Genomic DNA, 16,994 nt, shown 5'->3' with positions numbered 1-16,994 from the left:
CGCCGCCGCCACGGTGGAACTGTCCCAGGACGAGCTCGACGAATTCGAAAGCAGTATGTGAGCAGACATGACGACCGACACCGCGGCCACGTCGCAGTCCAAGATCGCCGCCGTACTCCCACTCACCGCACTGCAGGTCGGAATGTACCTGCAATCGACGCTCGCCGAGCGAGCGCAGGATCCGTACCTGTCACAGACGGTGCTCGACCTGTCCGCCGCGGTGGATCGCGGCCGGCTCGATCGTGCCCTCGAACTGCTGTTGGATCGCTACCCGAACATCAGAGCGCTGCTGCGGCAACGCCGTAACGGTGATCTGGTCTGGGTGGTACCGCGCGCGTCGACGCCGGTCGTCACGGCCGTCGACGACGAGTGGGATGATCATCTCCGACGAGACCGCTCGGCCGGGTTCGCGTTCTTCGAGCAGCTGCTGATTCGCTTCTCCTACTCCACTTCTGCGCGCGCCCCGCGAGTTCTGATCACCTACCATCACGCGCTGATGGACGGGTGGTCCGAGGCCATCTTCGTCAGGGAGCTGATCGCTCTCTACGAATCGGGCGAGGGGGCGCAGTTGCCGCCTGCACCCGACTTCGGCGACTATCTCGCGTGGACAGCGTTGCAAGACAACGTCACTGCGCGTCAGTGGTGGACCGACTACCTCGACGGGTTCGAGTCCGCGACTCTCGTTGCCGGGGACCGAGCGAATGGGTCCAGCGCGGGCACGCGCTCGCGCCTGGACGTCGATATCGACGATGCGTTGGCCCAGCGGGTGTCCGAATACGCGCGTCGTACCGGCGTGACCACGAACGTCGTCGTGCAGACAGCCTGGGCGGCGATGCTGTCGGCGAGAACCGGTTCCGACGATGTGGCCTTCGGGATGGCGACGTCGCTGCGGCCGTTCGATCTCGATGGTGCCGAGGCGATGGTGGGTTTGCTGCTCAACACCGTGCCGGTCCGCCTGCGGTGGAACTCGGCTGCAACGGCGACCGAGATGCTCGCACGCGTGCAGGCAGACCACCTCGACCTGGACGAGTATCGGTTCCTCGGGCTGTCCGACATCGCCGGAACAGTCGGCGGCGGAGAGCTGTTCGACACCATAGTCGTGTACCAGAACTATCCCGCACCGATACCCGAGACGAGCGGGACCGTCGACGAGATCACGGTGCTGGGTGCGCACATGAGCTTCCCGATGGCGTTGATCGTGGGCCCCGATCCTGCTCTGTGGGCGTTCGTACTGCACGACGAGGCCGCTGTCGGCCGGCGGCAGGCCGCCATGTACGCCGAGACGTTCGTCGAGATGCTCGATCGGATGACGACAGTGTCGGACATCGACGTCACTCGACTGGTGGCCGCCCCACATGGCCAGGGGCGCAGCGTCGGACCGGACCGAACCGTGGTGCCGATCGAGACCGCTCTGGCAGCGCGTTTCGAGCAGTCCCGCGATGACGTGGCACTGCTGATCGGCGGCGAGCACATCACGTTCGGGCAGTTGTCCACGCGGGTCGGACAGGTGTCCGCACTGCTGCGTGTGCACCACATCGGTGTCGAAAGCCGCGTCGCTGTTGCGGTGGGCAGAGGTCTCGACATGGTGGCGGCGCTGTTGGCGACCATCGACGTCGGCGCAGCGTTCGTACCCGTCGACATTCGCTACCCACGTGAGCGGATCGAACTGATCCTGTCCGATTCCGGGCACGACCTGCTGTTGATCGACGATGCGACCCCCGCGGCACTGACGGATATGGAGACTGCGGTCCGCGTCGATACCGTTGTACGACAACAGGACTGGACGCCGCCGTTCGGTCGCAGCGTCCCGGGTGAGTGCGCGGCCTATCTCGTGTACACGTCGGGTTCGACCGGAACGCCCAAGGGTGTGGTCGGCACCAGGAACGCGTTGGCCAACCGGCTGCAGTGGGCGGTGACGCGGTGGGGCAGACCGGGCAGCCGAGTTGCCAAGAGTTCGCTGGCGTTCATCGACGGCGCGACGGAGTTGCTCACCGGCATTCTCGCGGGCCAACGTGTGGTACTCGCGCAGGATCACCAGTACGGCGATTCGGTTGCCGTGGCCTCGCTCATCGGACGGTCCGGTGCCGAACAGGTCACCGCCATCGGTTCTCTGGCTGCCGCGCTGGCCGCTGCGGCACCGTCGGCCTGCGCTTCGGTGACCGGTTGGATACTCAGCGGAGAACCGTTGACCGACCACATGATCGACGTGATCCGAGCGGTGACGCCGGACGCCACGATCGACAATTCCTACGGATCCTCCGAAGTCGCAGGCGACGTCGCCGTCCAGCGGGTCGACGGCGACCCTGCGGTCATCGGAACCTCGGTGGACAACACCACACTGCGGCTGCTCGACTCTCGGCTACGCCCGGTTCGGAACGCCGTTCCTGCCGACCTGTACGTGTCGGGCGTGCAGCTCGCCCGCGGATACGCCGGGAAACCGGCCGAGACCGCGACTCGCTTCGTCGCAGATCCCGGCGGCGATGGCGTGCGAATGTACCGCACCGGGGACCGTGCCCGTCTCGTCGACGGCGTCCTGGTATTTCTGGGTCGAGACGATCGTCAGGTCAAGATCAGAGGCCATCGCGTCGAACTGGGTGAGGTCGAAAGTTGGACGGCCAGTGACCCTTCGGTCGACGAGTGCGCCGTGGTCGCTGTGTCCGACGGTGACGGCGTCGGTGTGCTGGTGGCCTACGTGACTCCCGACTCGGTCGACACCGCGTCGGTGCGGGAGGCGCTTCGTCGCCGGGTTCCCGACTATCTGGTGCCCGCATTCTGGGTGGCCGTCGACAGTATTCCCAGAACCCCCAACGGCAAGGCCGATCGAAAAGTTTTGCAGGAGCGCGGAATACCCGACGGTGGTCCCAGCCGATCGCGACCGGCTGCATCCGAGGACGAGCGAGCGCTCGCGGCGCTGTTCGCAGACACCACCCGTGCGGAGAGCGCCCAGTCCATCGGCGTCGACGACGACTTCTTCTCGCTCGGCGGCGACAGCATCACCGCCATCACCCTCGTCCATCACGCGCGCACCGCCGGACTTCCGATCACCACCGCAGACGTCTTCGAGTGTCGAACGGTCGCAGGGCTGGTGGAGCGGGGCCGAAGCGCCCGGGCCGTTGCGATCGTCGACCGGCCCGACAGTTCGGCAGCGCTGCTGACCGATGCCGATGTAGCCGAATTGCGCTCTCATGGAATCGATCCAGAGGCAGCTCGCCCGGCCACTCCGCTGCAGCGGGGCTTGGCATTCCAGTCCGTAGCCTCGGGCGACGGAGTGGAGGAAATCTACGTCATCGCCACCGAATTCGAGGTGCACGGGCTGCTGGATCCGCGACGTCTCGAGGGCGCACTCGACGCGCTCCTCGACCGTCATCCAGCGCTGCGCTCGCGCTTTCTGACGTTGAGCACCGGGGCGACCGTCGCGATCCGCGATACGGGTCGAGTCGTACTCCGCCGTCATGTCGTCGACGATCCGACATCGCCTACCGCCCGTGACCTGATCGACCAGGACAGGCGTGCGTTCGACATAGAGCAGGACTCGCTCGTCCGAATTCTGCTGCTGGACTGCGGGAACGATCGTCACCGGGTGGTGCTGACCGTCCACCATCTTCTCGTGGACGGGTGGTCCATGGGCACTGTGGGCACCGAGCTGTTCAAGCTCTACCGAGGCCTGGCACTGCCGGAACCTGCGCGGTTCGACGACTACCTGCGGTGGCTCGCGGGCCGCGACGACTCGTCCGTCGACGCGTGGCGTCGCGCGCTCGGCGCGGACGTGGCACCGACGATGGTGGCAGCGTCGGCATCGGCATCGGCATCGTCGTCGGTACGTTCCGAGGCGCACGAGATCGACCTCGAGTGGAGTGCGCAGGACACCGCTCGGCTCATCGAGTCGGCGCGTCGTCGATCGTCGACGCTGAGCGAACTGGTCGATGCAGCATGGGCCGTGGTGCTCTCGGCATTCACGGATTCCCCGTCGGTCGTGTTCGGCTCGACGGTGTCGGGGCGTCCCACCGACCTCGATCGTGTCGCAGACATGGTCGGACTGTTCATCAACACCGTTCCTGTCCGTGTCGACGTCGGACCCGATGCACGTCTGTCGACCGTGCTCGCTGGTCTGCGGGACTTCTCGATCGCCGTGGCTCCGCATCATCACGTGGGCCTGGCAGACATTCAGAAGGCCGTCGGGCGGGGAACGCTGTTCGACACACTCGTGGTGTTCGAAAACTTCGCTGCTGCAGACACTTCGGGTGTCGATGCCGAGAACTTCTCGGTGTCGGTCGCCGGATTCCACACCGTTACGCACTACCCGCTGGTGTTGACGGTTCATCCGGGCGAACGGATGCGGCTGGTGGTCGAATACCGCAGCGACTCGTTGCCCGTGGCTCGCGCCCGCGCAGTGGCGTCCGCACTGACCTCGGTGTTGGGTGCGTTCGCCGACGAAGGCGACCCACCGATCGCCGCACTGTCCCTCGTCGACGAGACGACGACTCGGATTCTCCGCACCGAGTACGCCGGCTCGCAGCGTCGGTATCCGGACGGGACGATGGTGGACCTGTTCGCCGACCGCGTCGCGTTGCAACCGGACACCGTTGCTGTTGCAGACTCCGCCACGGCTCTGACGTTCGCCGAGCTCGATCGCGTCTCCAATCGAATTGCGCGATGGCTCCTCGGTTTCGGTGTCGGCGCGGAAGATATCGTGGCCGTCGAGGCCCCACGAACCGTGACGACGATGGCGACGATCCTCGGGGTCATGAAGTCCGGGGCCGCCTACCTCCCGATCGACCCGAACTGGCCCACCGAACGCGCGCGGCAGATTCTCGACGATGCGCAGCCGGTGATCGCGGTGACGGCATCGGCGGTCGAGGCCCTGACGCCGTCGTCGACGGACAGGATTGCCGTTACCGATTCCGAGCGTCGGTCCGCATTGCATCCCGACCACCCGGCGTACTTCATCTACACCTCCGGTACGACCGGTGTGCCCAAGGGAGTCTCGGTACCGCACCGAGGACTGGCGAATCTCTATCACTCCCATCGCGAGAGCGTGCATCTGCCGACGGCGGCGCGCGCGGGCACGGACACTCTGAACGTGGCGCATGCCTGGTCGATGGCCTTCGACGCATCCTGGCAACCGCAGTTGTGGATGTTCGGCGGGCACACAGTGCATCTCATCGATCCCGAGGTCGTTCTCGATCCGAGAGAACTCACCGAGCGACTGCGAACGCTGTCGGTGCATTTCATCGAGGTCGTACCGTCGTTGCTCGAACAGATGATGCGGTCGGGATCGATCGACACACTCACGTCAGTGGGGGTCGGCGGCGAGGCGGTATCGGTCGAGTTGTGGAACGAGTTGCGCGCGAACGAGTTTGTGGTCGCATACAACTTCTACGGACCCACCGAGGCCACCGTCGATGCGGTGTTCACATCGACGGATCTGTCGCCCGAGCCCGTGATCGGTAGGCCGGTGACCAACCTGAAGGCATACGTGTTGGACGCCTGTCTTCGGCTCGCGCCTCCCGGGGCGCTCGGCGAGCTCTATTTGGCCGGGCCGGGCGTGGTGCGCGGGTATCGCAACGCGCCGGGGCGCACCGCGCACCGCTTCGTTGCCGATCCCTTCGCCGCGGACGGTACTCGGCTCTATCGGACCGGGGATCTCGTGTCGTGGACCGAATCCGGCACATTGAGGTATGCCGGTCGCGCGGACGACCAGGTCAAGATCCGCGGGCATCGCGTCGAAGTGAGGGAAGTCGAAAGTCGATTGCGAGAGATCGATGCCGTCGCAGACGCGCGGGTGCTGGTGCATACGTCGGGTATCGCTACCGGGCAGGCGACCCTCGCTGGATACGTCGTTGCTGCGCCGGGACGGACGATCGACGTGAGCGCCGTGCGCGCGGGTCTGGGCGAACTCCTTCCGTCGTACATGGTTCCATCGTCGGTGACCGTGCTCGATGCGTTCCCTGTGCTGCCGAACGGAAAGCTCGATGCGGCCGCGTTACCCGACCCCGTCCTGACTCTCGGTTCCGGGCGCGCGCCGCGCACCGACGTCGAGCGGGAGATATGCCGCGCAGTAGCCGCTGTGCTGCATGTGCCGGAGGTCTCCGCGGACGACGACTTCTTCGATCTCGGGGGCGACAGCATCATGGCCATGGAGTTGTCGGCGCGGCTGCGGACGGTGGGCATGGCGGTCTCGCCCCGTCACATCGTCGCTCGGCGCACGCCGGAAGCACTTGCTCAGCAAGCGGAGTCGGCGCAACCGATGGCCTCCGGCGTCGAGGAACTGTCGCCGTACGGAGAAGTCCCGTTGACACCGATCCTCCGCTGGATGGACAGCCTCGATGGGTCCGTCGACGAGATCTCGCAGGCGGTGTTGCTGGAGGCTCCCGCCGATCTGACCGAGAACTCGCTGATCGAGCTTCTCGATCTCGTGGTGGCCAGGCACCCCATCCTGCATTCGAGTTTCGAGCGTCGTCCCGGCTCCGAGTCCGTGTTCACCGTGTTGCCGGACGGTACTGCCGACGTGGCCGAGTGGGTCCGTACCGAGTATGTGGACGGGCTCACCGAATCGCTGCTCGCAGAGCGTGTTGCCGCCCAGTCACGCGCGGCACGTAGTCGGCTCGATCCCCGGATCGGCCGGATGGTCGATGTGGTGTGGCTGCGCCACCACGGTGACACCGACTCCTCGGGTGAGCTCCTGATCACGCTGCATCACCTCGTGGTCGACGGGGTCAGCTGGCGAATGCTGCTGCCGGACATCACGACTGCGTGGCAGCAGCGGTTGTCGGCGGATCGCGGCCCGATCGGGCCCTCCATGCGGCAGTGGGCGCACGAGATCCACCGCCTCGCCGGCTCTGCCGAGGTGCTCGCCGATCTGGAGTACTGGACACGCGTCGGCGACGGGGCGGAACGGGTTCCGATGGTGCGTTCGGTCGATCCGTCGATCGATACCGGTGCAGGCGTACGCACCACCACGTTCGCGCTCTCTCCTCAGGAAAGCGCGCGGATTCTCGCCGCAGCCCGCCCGCGGCTCGGGGTGTCCGTCGAACATCTGTTGTTGGGAACGTTCGCGGCCGCGACAGTCGAGTGGATGGACAGCGGTGCGGCGGGTTCGCAGTCGTTCGTCGTCGACGTGGAGGGGCACGGGCGGTCGGGAATCGCGTCCGATCGGGTGGACGGCTCTTCCGTGGTCGGATGGCTCACGGCTGTGTTCCCGCTCCGCCTGACCGCTGACGCGACCGACCATCGCGCCCTGATGTCGCACCGGTCCGATCCTGTTGCCGCAGAATCGGTTCTGCGTACGATCGCGACGGACGCGGCTAGGTCGAGGGATTCGGTGCCGGGAGACGGGTCGACGTACGGCATGCTGCGGTGGTGCAGCGGCGAGGCGGGTGCGGTGCTGCGGCACATGCCCACGGCCGACATCGAATTCAATTATCTGGGCCGTTTCGACACCGCGACAGGCGGTCCGTTCGGGGCCAGCCGACTGCGTAGCAGTCTCGACACCACGCCCGGCACCGAGACGCCCTTCGGCTATGCGTTGGTCGTCGACAGTTACGTGCACGAACAGGACGGGGCGTCGGTACTCGGTGTGACGTACACGTGGCCGGCAGGAGTGCTCGACGGTGTAGAGGAACTGGCCGGGCTCTGGCGGGAGGCCCTGTCGGCCGCGTGTCGAATCGTGGAGGACAGGGAGTCCGAGGACGGGCTAATGAGGCAAGGGTAACCTCATTAGTGCTACCTTGTCAGTCGCCTCGCCCGGTCGGGTGTGGACGCAGTCAGTGCGTGGTCGAGTCGAGAGGTTCCGAAGAACGATGAAGGTTCGTACGAAGTGGATGAGGAGCGCCGCGTCGATCGCGCTCGCCGGAGGGCTGACCATCGCCCTCGCCGCCGGATGCAGCAGCGACACCGAGGAGACGCCTGCCGCCGACTCCACGACGTCTGCGCAGGAGTCCGCATTTCCGGTCACGATCGACTCGGCACTCGGATCCGCGACGATCCCCGAGGCACCGAAGCGGATCGCGACCTGGGGATGGTCGAACCAGGACGCGATTCTCGCCCTCGGAGTCGTACCCGTTGCGATGCCTACATTCGACGGCGCCCAGTACGGTGCGGACGAACGCGGCGTTCTGCCGTGGGATGCGAAGGCTCTCGCCGACCTGGGCGGCGACGCGCCGACACTGCTCTCCGGTGACGGCACCGGAGCGGTTCCGGTCGAGCAGTTCGCTGCCGCCGCACCGGATCTGATCTTCGCGCCGTACTCGGGGTTGAGCCAGGAGGAGTTCGACAAGCTCTCCGACATCGCGCCCGTCGTCGCGTACCCGGACAAGCAGTGGACCACGTCGTGGGAGGACCAGCTGACCATCGCGGGCAAGGCGCTGGGCAAGGAGAAGGAGGCCGCCGACCTGGTTTCCGGAGTCGAGGGCTCGATTGCCGATGCGGCGACGAAGTACTCTGCGCTGCAAGGCAAGACGGTCACCGTCGCGCTGCCCAACGCACCCGGCACTTTCGCCGTCAGCAAGGACAACGACGTACGAGTCGAGTTCCTCGAGCAGCTCGGTCTCGTCAACGAGCCCACCATCCAACAGGCCGACCCGGCCAAGGACCCCGACGCCGTGTACTTCGAGCTCAGCCTCGAACAGGCGTCGTTGCTGAAGTCCGACGTGCTGTTCGTCGTGGCGTACGACAAGGAATCTCTCGCCGGGTTCCTGGCCGAACCCGCCGTGGCCTCGCAGCCCGTACTTTCGCAGGGGCGTACCGCCTCCACCGAGGCCCTCAGTGCCGACAAGAACTTCGCGTTCGGTGGCCTGACGGTGCTGACGATCCCGTACATCCTCGACGACGTGGCCTCGGCGCTGAACACTGCCGCCGAGAACGTTCAGGGCTGACAACACTCGGGCGGCCCACTCGACGCGAGCACAGGCGTATTCACTTTCGACGACAGGAGCGTGTTCCACCGTGGCAAGGTCCCATCGACTTCAGGTCGTCTTTCCCGAAGTCCTGCGCACGGCAACGGTGATCGAAACACGTCAGCTGGGTTCGGGTATGCGCCGAATCGTGTTGGGTGGGCCGCAGCTGCGCGAGTTCTCGCGCGGCGACTACCGGTTCCCGGCGTTGCGCAGCGAAGGATTCGACGACTTCGTTCGGTTGTTCTTCCCGGCGGAGACCGACGGCACGGTGGTGCTTCCGACCCAGCACGAGCGCACCGTCGAATGGCCGCGTGATCCGCGTCCGGTGACCCGCAACTACACCGTGCGCAGCGTCGATCCCGAGACCGCGCAGGTGACTCTCGACTTCGTCACCCACGACACCGGCATCGCGTCGACGTGGGGTCGGCGTTGCCGCGTCGGCGATTCCATCACCCTGCTCGGACCGGTGCGGTCGGGCCATGCTCCGGCCGATGTCGACTGGGTGTTGCTCGTCGGCGACGAGACCGCGTTACCTGCTATCGCTCGGTATCTCGAAGAGGCATTGCCGGGCCGGCGAATTCGGGTGTTCGTCGAGGTCGCCGACGTCGAGCGAGAGTTGCCGTTGCCGACGGCCGCCGACGCCGAGATCACGTGGGTCCACCGTGACGGCGTCACCGCCGGCACCGGCGACTTGCTCGACAGTGCGGTGCGGGCGGCACCCTGGTGGGACGGAACGGTGTTCGCCTGGGTGGCAGGGGAAGCGACCGCTCTCAAGGGAATCCGTCGGTATCTGCGCGAGGACCGCGGCCTGCCGCCGGAGATGGTCGACGTAACCGGGTACTGGCGTCGCGCCGAGGTTCTGACCCGCGCCGACGATCCCGAGGTGCCCGACCTCAGCGGCGGTGAGTCCGAGCCGTTCGACAGGCTCGCCGAACGTGCGGAAATACTGTCGCCCTTCGCTTTCAGGGCGGCCAACACGTTACGTATCCCGTTGCACGTGTCCCGAGGGGCGTGCTCCGTCGAATCGCTGGCGGAAGCCACCGAGACGGACGCGCGCGCCCTCGCGAAATTCGTGCGCTATCTGCATGCCGTCGACGTCCTCGCCGAGAACTCCACCGGTGATCTGATTCTCGGCGATATCGGTGAGGCGATGCTCGGCGACGACTGGATCTCGCACTGGCTGGACCTGGACGGGATCGAGGCACGGGTGGAACTGTCGATCACAGGTCTGGTGGACAGCCTGCGGACCGGTACCGCCAGCGCGAGCCTGCTGACCGGCAACACGTTGACCGAAGACCTCGAGGCGTCCCCGCGGCTCGCCGAACTGCATCACAACCACATCGCCGACGAGGCCGCGTTCCTGGGTCCTGCTCTGGTGCAAGACTATTCGTTCGACGGGGTCTCGACCCTGTTGGTGGCGGGGGCAGGATCCGGAGTGGTGCTCGGTTCCGTTCTCTCCCGGTACGACGGAGTATCGGCGGGTGTGCTCGGGTTGCCCAGCGAACTCGACCTGATTCGACGCGACCTCGGGAAATGGCCCGAACTCGAAGGGCGAGTGGTGAATCACCCGCAGAGCGTGATGTCCGAGCCGCATGTGGAGCACGGGAACGGATTCGACGCGTATCTGTTGCTCGAGGTCACCGGACACTATCGAGACGACGATCTCGCACTGCTGTTGCGCAACGCGGCAACAGGATTGGCCGACAACGGAAAATTGGTGGTCGTCGAGCGACTGTCCAACGACGGGTCGTTCAACGAGGACCAGTCGGAATTCGATCTGCTGATGCTCTGCATGCACGGCAGCGGTGTACGAACGAAAGCCGAATTTGCCTGCGTAGCAGCCGATGCCGGCCTCGAGGTCGCGGCGTCGACGCTGGTCGGCTGGGGTATCTCGGTGCTCGATCTACGCCGTGTTCGCTGACACCGAGGAAGCCGTTGTGCTGCCGAGTCGGTTAGGTTAGCGTTCCCTATCGAAGGCGCGCGCCGATGCCGACCGCAGACGTTGCGCGCAATGCGCGGTCACGGACCGATTCACCGTCAGGAGTGCACACACAATGACCGTTGTCGAAGAAACGACGATGGACACGGCCGAGGGGACCGAACTGCAGCGGGGACTGCGTACGGTCGTCGCGTTGGCGGAGTCCGGATTATTCGACGAGTACGTCGTGTACGAGGACCGGGGACGCTGGGTGTTCGCGGGCGGCGTGGTCGCTCGCATCGTGCTTCGGCCCCACCTCGTGACCACCACCTGGGGGGCCGGAGAACCGACCGAGCGGAGCTGGTCCGGTAACCCGGCAGCGGCCCTGAGCGAGGCGTGCACGGGCCTGACCCGAGAACAGTGGAACGCTTACGGATTCGTCGGTTTCGGGTTCGCAGAGCACCTGCACGACGTCGATCGGTCCACTGCCGCCGGGCGCGACGCCGACGACATCCTCGCGCACCTGGTGGTGCCCCGCGTCGAGGTCCGCTTCGGCCGCGAACACGATGCCGTCGAGGTGACCGGCAGCGACGAGGACCGCGCCTCGGTACTGGCCGCGCTCGACGCGATCGGCGGCGACGAGCTGCCGACCGTGCACGCTCTCGACGTCGGCGGAGATCTCGACGACTACCGCGGCCGCGTCGAACAGGCCGTAACGGAAATCCGACGGGGCGACTACGCCAAGGTCATTCTGTCCCGGAGCGTGCGTATCCCATTCGATCTCGACATGCCGGGCACCTACCGCGCCGGGCGTACGGCGAACACTCCGGCCCGCTCTTTTCTGCTGCATCTCGGCGATCTGCGTGCCGCAGGCTTCAGCCCGGAATTGGTCGCCTCCGTCGACGCACACGGGATCGTCACCACCGAGCCGCTCGCGGGAACGAGAGCGTTCGGACTCGGTTCCGATGCCGACTCGGCAGCGAAGTCCGATCTCGAACAGGATCCGAAAGAGATCACCGAACACGCTGTGTCCGTGCGTACCTCGTTCGAGGAACTCGAATCGATCGCCAGCCCGGGGTCGACGGCCGTCTCGGACTTCATGAGCGTGCGCGAACGGGGAAGTGTCCAACATCTCGCGTCCACCGTGCGCGCACGCCTGCGCGAGGACCTGTCCTGCTGGGATGCCTTCGGTGCCCTGTTTCCGGCCGTCACGGCGTCGGGGATCCCGAAGAAGGAGGCCATCGACGCCATCGGTCGGCTCGACGACTCACCGCGCGGCCTGTACTCCGGTGCCGTCGTGAAGGCATCGTCCACGGGAGAATTCGAAGCAGCACTCGTGCTGCGCGCCGTCTACGAGCAGCAGGGTTCCGCATGGCTGCGTGCCGGAGCCGGCATCGTCGGCCAGTCCAAGCCCGAACGTGAATTCGACGAGACCTGCGAGAAGCTCGCCAGCGTTGCCCCATATCTCGTCCGTAAGAAGGAGAACGACGCCTGATGCACCGCACCATGCTGGGTGGAAAGATCCACCGTGCCACTGTCACTCACGCCGATCTGCACTACGTCGGGTCCATCACGATCGATTCGACTCTGATGCAGGCGGCCGATCTGATCGAGGGCGAACAGGTCCACGTCGTCGACATCACCAACGGCGCTCGCTTGGTCACCTACGTGATCGAAGGCCATCCGGGATCCGGCGTGATCGGAATCAACGGTGCCGCGGCCCATCTGGTGTCTCCGGGTGATCTGGTGATCATCATGTCGTTCCGTCAGGTCGAGAACGCCGAGCTGCCCACACACAGTCCCTCCGTGGTGCACGTCGACTCGGACAACAGCATCGTTGCCCTCGGAGTGGACCCTGCCGAACCGGTCCCCGGTGCGCTCGATCAGATGTCGGGGGCGAGCATCCGATGAGCCCGAGCGACGACTACAGCAGCGACCTCGACGGCGAATACGACATCGTCGGGGTCGGCTTCGGGCCCTCCAACCTCGGCTTGGCCATCGCGATCGAGGAACACAATCGACAGTGTGCTCCGGCCGAGCGCCTGACGTCGTGCTTCGTCGAGTCGAAGGACGAGTTCGCTTGGCACCCCGGAATGTTGCTGCCGGGAACCACGATGCAGATCTCCTTCCTCAAAGACCTTGCCACCCAGCGTAATGCGAGCAGCGAGTACACGTTTCTGTCGTATCTCGCCGAACGAGGCCGGCTCAACCACTTCATCAATCTGCAGACGTTCTTCCCCAGCCGGCTCGAGTTTCACGACTACCTGTCCTGGGCCGCAGGCAAAGTCGACGCCGCGGTGCACTACGGCACGCGGGCGTCCGCGGTCGTCGACACCGGTGACGGTTACGGCGTCCGCACCGAGGGGCGACGCACCGGGACCGTCCGCGGCCGCAACATCGTGCTCGCCGGCGGCCTGACCGCGGCCCTGCCGGACGGAGTCAGCGCGTCGGCGCGGCAATTCCACAATCACGACCTGCTCGGCCACCTCGACCGGCTGCCGTCGCGGAACCACCGCACGTTCGTCGTCGTCGGTGCCGGGCAGAGCGCAGCCGAAGTGGTCGACTACCTGCATTCGACCTATCCGGACGCGTCCGTGCATGCGGTACTGCGCAAGTACGGGTACAGTCCGGCTGACGACAGCCCCTACGCCAACCGCATCTTCGATCCGACCGCCGTCGACGACTTCTACTCGTCCTCGCATTCTCTGCGCGATCAGCTGCTGCACTATCACCGCGGAACCAACTACTCCGCCGTCGACTTGCCCCTGATCGAGGAGCTGTACGCGCGCGAGTATGCCGAGCGGGTCAGCGGACAGCGCCGGCTGTTCGTGCACGGAGCCTCCCGACTGGCCGATGTCACGGAGGAGGCGTCGGGCGTGCGGGCATCGGTGGAACACGGGCCGACAGGACTGGCCGAGGACGTGCTGTGCGACGCTGTCGTCTATGCCACCGGCTTCACGTCCCTCGATCTGCCCGACATCCTCGGGCCGTTGTTCGACGCCGTCGAATTCGATGCGCACGGTCCTCGCGTGACGCGGGACTACCGGCTCGTCACGCGTGGATCGACAGCGGGTTCGATCTACCTGCAGGGCGGCACCGAGCACACCCACGGTCTGACGTCCTCTCTGCTGTCCAACATCGCTGTGCGCAGCGGTGAGATCGTCAAGTCCGCGGTGGGTGCGAGGGTGCGTTCGGTGGTGTGAAACGGCGGGGTATCACTGCGGGCGACGAGCCGGAACAGAGCGATGTTCCGGCTCTCGTCGGTGGTCTGGCCCGAACCGATGCCGGCAGGACCGCCGGTCTGATTCTCGTCGTCGTCGTCCTCGCGATTCTGTGCCTGGTGAGTATCGCTGTGGGAGCCGAGAACATCGCTGTCGGTGACGTGTGGCACGCACTGTGGTCTTCGAACGGTTCCACCGACGCGGTGATCGTCCGCGAGCTCCGAGTTCCACGGACCGTGCTCGGTGTGCTCGTCGGTACCGCGCTCGGCGTCGCGGGCGCGCTGATCCAGGCGATGACGCGCAACCCGTTGGCCGACCCGGGCATTCTGGGCGTCAATGCCGGAGCGGCACTCTTCGTCGCCTTCGCAGTCGGGGTGTTGGGCGTGACCGACGTTCGGTTCTATGTGTGGTTCGCGTTCGTCGGTGCCGTTCTCGCCACCGTCGCGGTGTACGCGTTGGGTTCGGTGGGACGAGCGGGTGCCACTCCGATTCGCTTGACGCTCTCCGGTATTGCCCTCGGTGCGGTGCTCGGCGGCGTCACCTCCGGGATGCTGCTGCTGGACCCGGACGCCTTCGCCAGGATGCGGTTCTGGGGCGCAGGCTCGTTGGCGGGTCGAGGCCTCGACATCGCGGCGGCGACCGGCCCGTTCGTCGTACTCGGACTGTGTCTTGCGGCGCTCGTCGCGCGTCCGCTCAATGCGATCGCACTGGGCGACGAGCTGGCCCGGTCGTTGGGAGCCAATGCGCTTCGGACGCGGACCGTCGGGGTCGTTGCGGTGACCCTGTTGGCCGGAGCAGCGACTGCGGCGGCGGGACCGGTCGGGTTCGTGGGGCTGATGGTGCCGCACATGGTGCGCTGGTTCGTCGGGCCGGACCAGCGTTGGATTCTGATCCACACCGTGTTCGCGGCACCGGCACTGCTGTTGTTCGCCGACGTCGTCGGCCGAATCGTCATCGAGCCGGGGGAGTTGCAGGTCGGTATCGTCACCGCCTTCGTCGGGGCTCCCGTTCTGATCCTGTTGGTCCGCCGAAAGAAGGCGAGCGGGCTGTGATCCGGGCACCGCGCGCCGGGAACATCGACTTCGGCAGAAGGGTGTGGATCGTTCGCACAGTGCTGGGCGCACGAATCGACGTTCGTACGGTCCTCGTCTGCGCGGCCCTGCTGTTGCTGACAGCGGTTGTCGCCGTCCTCGCGATCGGCACCGGCGATTACCACGTTCCACCGGGCCAGGTGCTCGCAGCGGTGTTCGGCGACGCCCCGCGCATCACCGAGATCGTCGTGATGCAGTCGCGGTTCCCCCGGGTTGCGCTGGCATTCCTGTTCGGAGCTGCCCTGGGGGTGTCGGGTGCGATCTTTCAGTCGTTGACGCGAAATCCGTTGGGCAGCCCGGACATCATCGGCTTCTCGACCGGCGCGTACACCGGCGCTCTCGTCGTCATCCTGACGCTCGGCGGCGGTTACTACCGGACCGGAGCGGGCGCGCTCGTCGGCGGACTGGTGGCCGCCGCCGTGGTGTACGTGCTCGCCTACAAGCGCGGCGTGCAGGGCTTTCGATTGATCATCGTCGGTATCGCGGTCAGTGCCGTCCTGGCGTCCGTCAATACCTGGCTCGTGGTGAAAGCCGATGTCTCCGAGGCAATCGCAGCCGCCGTCTGGGGCGCGGGCACACTCAACGGGCTGGGGTGGCCGCAGGTGGTTCCCGTTCTCGTGGCCCTCGCTGTCGTCACCCCCGTGGCGGCGGCGCTGTCGACACGGCTACCGGTACTCGAGATGGGTGACGACGCGGCGAGAGCGCTCGGAATCCGCGTCGAGCCGACGCGTCTGATGCTGGTGATTCTCGGGGTCGCCCTCACGGCACTGGTCACGGCCGCAGCGGGGCCCATTTCGTTCGTTGCGCTCGCGGCGCCGCAGTTGGCTCGGCGACTGACCGGTGCCTCGTCGGTGGCGATGGTGCCCGCGGCGTGTATGGGCGCTCTGCTCCTGATCGTCAGTGACGTTGCAGCGCAACGAGTGTTCGCACCCACTCAACTTCCGGTCGGCGTGGTGACGGTCTGTGTGGGCGGCGCGTACTTCGTCTGGTTGTTGGCACGAGAAGGGCGGAAACAATGACGACGAGGCCACGCCTGTACGCGGACGGCATCACCGTCGGATACGACAAACGAATCATCAGCGAGAAGCTGACAGTCGAGATTCCCGACGGCAAGTTCACTGTGATCGTCGGGCCGAACGCCTGCGGTAAATCGACACTGTTGCGCGCGTTGTCGCGGCTGCTGAAGCCGACCGGCGGGACGGTATTGCTCGACGGCAAGTCCATCTCGTCGTACCCGGCGAAGGAGGTCGCTCGCCGACTCGGGCTCCTGCCGCAAACCTCCATCGCGCCGGACGGCATCTCGGTGGCCGATCTGGTTGCGCGAGGCCGCTATCCGCATCAGAAGTTGATCCGGCAATGGTCCGCCACCGACGAGGCCGCGGTGGTGGAGGCCATGACTGCGACCGGAGTGACGTCGCTGTCGGCCCGTCCGGTCGACGAGCTGTCCGGTGGACAGCGGCAAAGAGTGTGGGTGGCAATGGTTCTCGCGCAACAGACACCGCTGTTGCTCTTGGACGAGCCGACGACGTTTCTCGACATCGCGCATCAGATCGAACTTCTCGACCTGCTGGCCACGTTGAATCGGGACAACGGCAACACCCTCGTTGCGGTGTTGCACGATCTCAACCACGCATGTCGATATGCCGACCACATCATCGCGATGAAGGACGGCGCGGTGGTCACCGAGGGCCCACCGGCGGAGATCGTCACCGCCGAACTGGTCGAGGCGGTGTTCGGACTGCCGTGCCGCATCATCGACGATCCGGAATCGCACACTCCGTTGGTGATACCCAAGGTGGCCGCTGGCAGGCTAGGCAAGGCTTAGTTTAGAATCGAACAGAATTGCCGCCGAGTTAGCCTGAGGGTTCTC

General features: G+C 66.0%; 9 protein-coding genes. All 9 read left to right on the top strand.

What is annotated here, in order from left to right; translation table 11 throughout:
- The first annotated feature begins 67 nt into the window (after nucleotides 1-67).
- The 9 genes from CH268_RS04600 to CH268_RS04560 all read left to right on the top strand — a co-directional run bounded on the left by CH268_RS04600 (nucleotide 68) and on the right by CH268_RS04560 (nucleotide 16,949).
- Nucleotides 68-7,711 (top strand): non-ribosomal peptide synthetase, encoded by a 7,644-nt coding sequence (locus tag CH268_RS04600; protein WP_094662630.1) that lies wholly within the window; start codon nucleotides 68-70, stop codon nucleotides 7,709-7,711.
- A gap of 88 nt (nucleotides 7,712-7,799) precedes the next feature.
- Entirely contained in the window at nucleotides 7,800-8,873 is a 1,074-nt protein-coding gene (locus CH268_RS04595) for an ABC transporter substrate-binding protein (RefSeq protein ID WP_027495815.1), read from the top strand.
- Nucleotides 8,874-8,943: 70 nt separating this feature from the next.
- Complete coding sequence (locus CH268_RS04590) at nucleotides 8,944-10,815, top strand: siderophore-interacting protein (RefSeq protein WP_094662628.1); 1,872 nt, start codon at nucleotides 8,944-8,946, stop codon at nucleotides 10,813-10,815.
- Nucleotides 10,816-10,948: 133 nt separating this feature from the next.
- Complete coding sequence (locus CH268_RS04585) at nucleotides 10,949-12,307, top strand: salicylate synthase (protein WP_027495816.1); 1,359 nt, start codon at nucleotides 10,949-10,951, stop codon at nucleotides 12,305-12,307.
- Entirely contained in the window at nucleotides 12,307-12,723 is a 417-nt protein-coding gene (gene panD, locus CH268_RS04580; protein WP_027495817.1) for an aspartate 1-decarboxylase, read from the top strand. The genes CH268_RS04585 and panD overlap by 1 nt, the downstream gene beginning before the upstream one ends.
- Nucleotides 12,720-14,015: a lysine N(6)-hydroxylase/L-ornithine N(5)-oxygenase family protein gene (locus tag CH268_RS04575; RefSeq protein ID WP_094662626.1), complete on the top strand. Its 1,296-nt coding sequence runs from the start codon at nucleotides 12,720-12,722 to the stop codon at nucleotides 14,013-14,015. Before panD ends, CH268_RS04575 begins: the two co-directional genes overlap by 4 nt.
- A gap of 11 nt (nucleotides 14,016-14,026) precedes the next feature.
- Nucleotides 14,027-15,085 (top strand): FecCD family ABC transporter permease, encoded by a 1,059-nt coding sequence (locus CH268_RS04570; protein WP_032367936.1) that lies wholly within the window; start codon nucleotides 14,027-14,029, stop codon nucleotides 15,083-15,085.
- Entirely contained in the window at nucleotides 15,082-16,143 is a 1,062-nt protein-coding gene (locus CH268_RS04565; protein ID WP_371828166.1) for a FecCD family ABC transporter permease, read from the top strand. Before CH268_RS04570 ends, CH268_RS04565 begins: the two co-directional genes overlap by 4 nt.
- Nucleotides 16,140-16,949 (top strand): ABC transporter ATP-binding protein, encoded by an 810-nt coding sequence (locus CH268_RS04560; protein ID WP_094662624.1) that lies wholly within the window; start codon nucleotides 16,140-16,142, stop codon nucleotides 16,947-16,949. Before CH268_RS04565 ends, CH268_RS04560 begins: the two co-directional genes overlap by 4 nt.
- Nucleotides 16,950-16,994: the final 45 nt, after the last annotated feature.

The sequence above is a fragment of the Rhodococcus sp. 06-1460-1B genome, assembly GCF_002258475.1.
Classification (GTDB): domain Bacteria; phylum Actinomycetota; class Actinomycetes; order Mycobacteriales; family Mycobacteriaceae; genus Rhodococcoides; species Rhodococcoides fascians.
Note: the sequence above shows the minus strand (reverse complement) of the source record. Positions and strands in the feature narration are given on the sequence as shown.

Excerpts from the sequence above, each read along its gene's own strand:
- CH268_RS04575 (WP_094662626.1), top strand. The coding sequence starts at position 12,720 with ATGAGCCCGAGCGACGACTACAGCAGCGACCTCGACGGCGAATACGAC.
- CH268_RS04595 (WP_027495815.1), top strand. The coding sequence starts at position 7,800 with ATGAAGGTTCGTACGAAGTGGATGAGGAGCGCCGCGTCGATCGCGCTC.
- panD (WP_027495817.1), top strand. The coding sequence starts at position 12,307 with ATGCACCGCACCATGCTGGGTGGAAAGATCCACCGTGCCACTGTCACT.
- CH268_RS04600 (WP_094662630.1), top strand. The coding sequence starts at position 68 with ATGACGACCGACACCGCGGCCACGTCGCAGTCCAAGATCGCCGCCGTA.
- CH268_RS04560 (WP_094662624.1), top strand. The coding sequence starts at position 16,140 with ATGACGACGAGGCCACGCCTGTACGCGGACGGCATCACCGTCGGATAC.
- CH268_RS04585 (WP_027495816.1), top strand. The coding sequence starts at position 10,949 with ATGACCGTTGTCGAAGAAACGACGATGGACACGGCCGAGGGGACCGAA.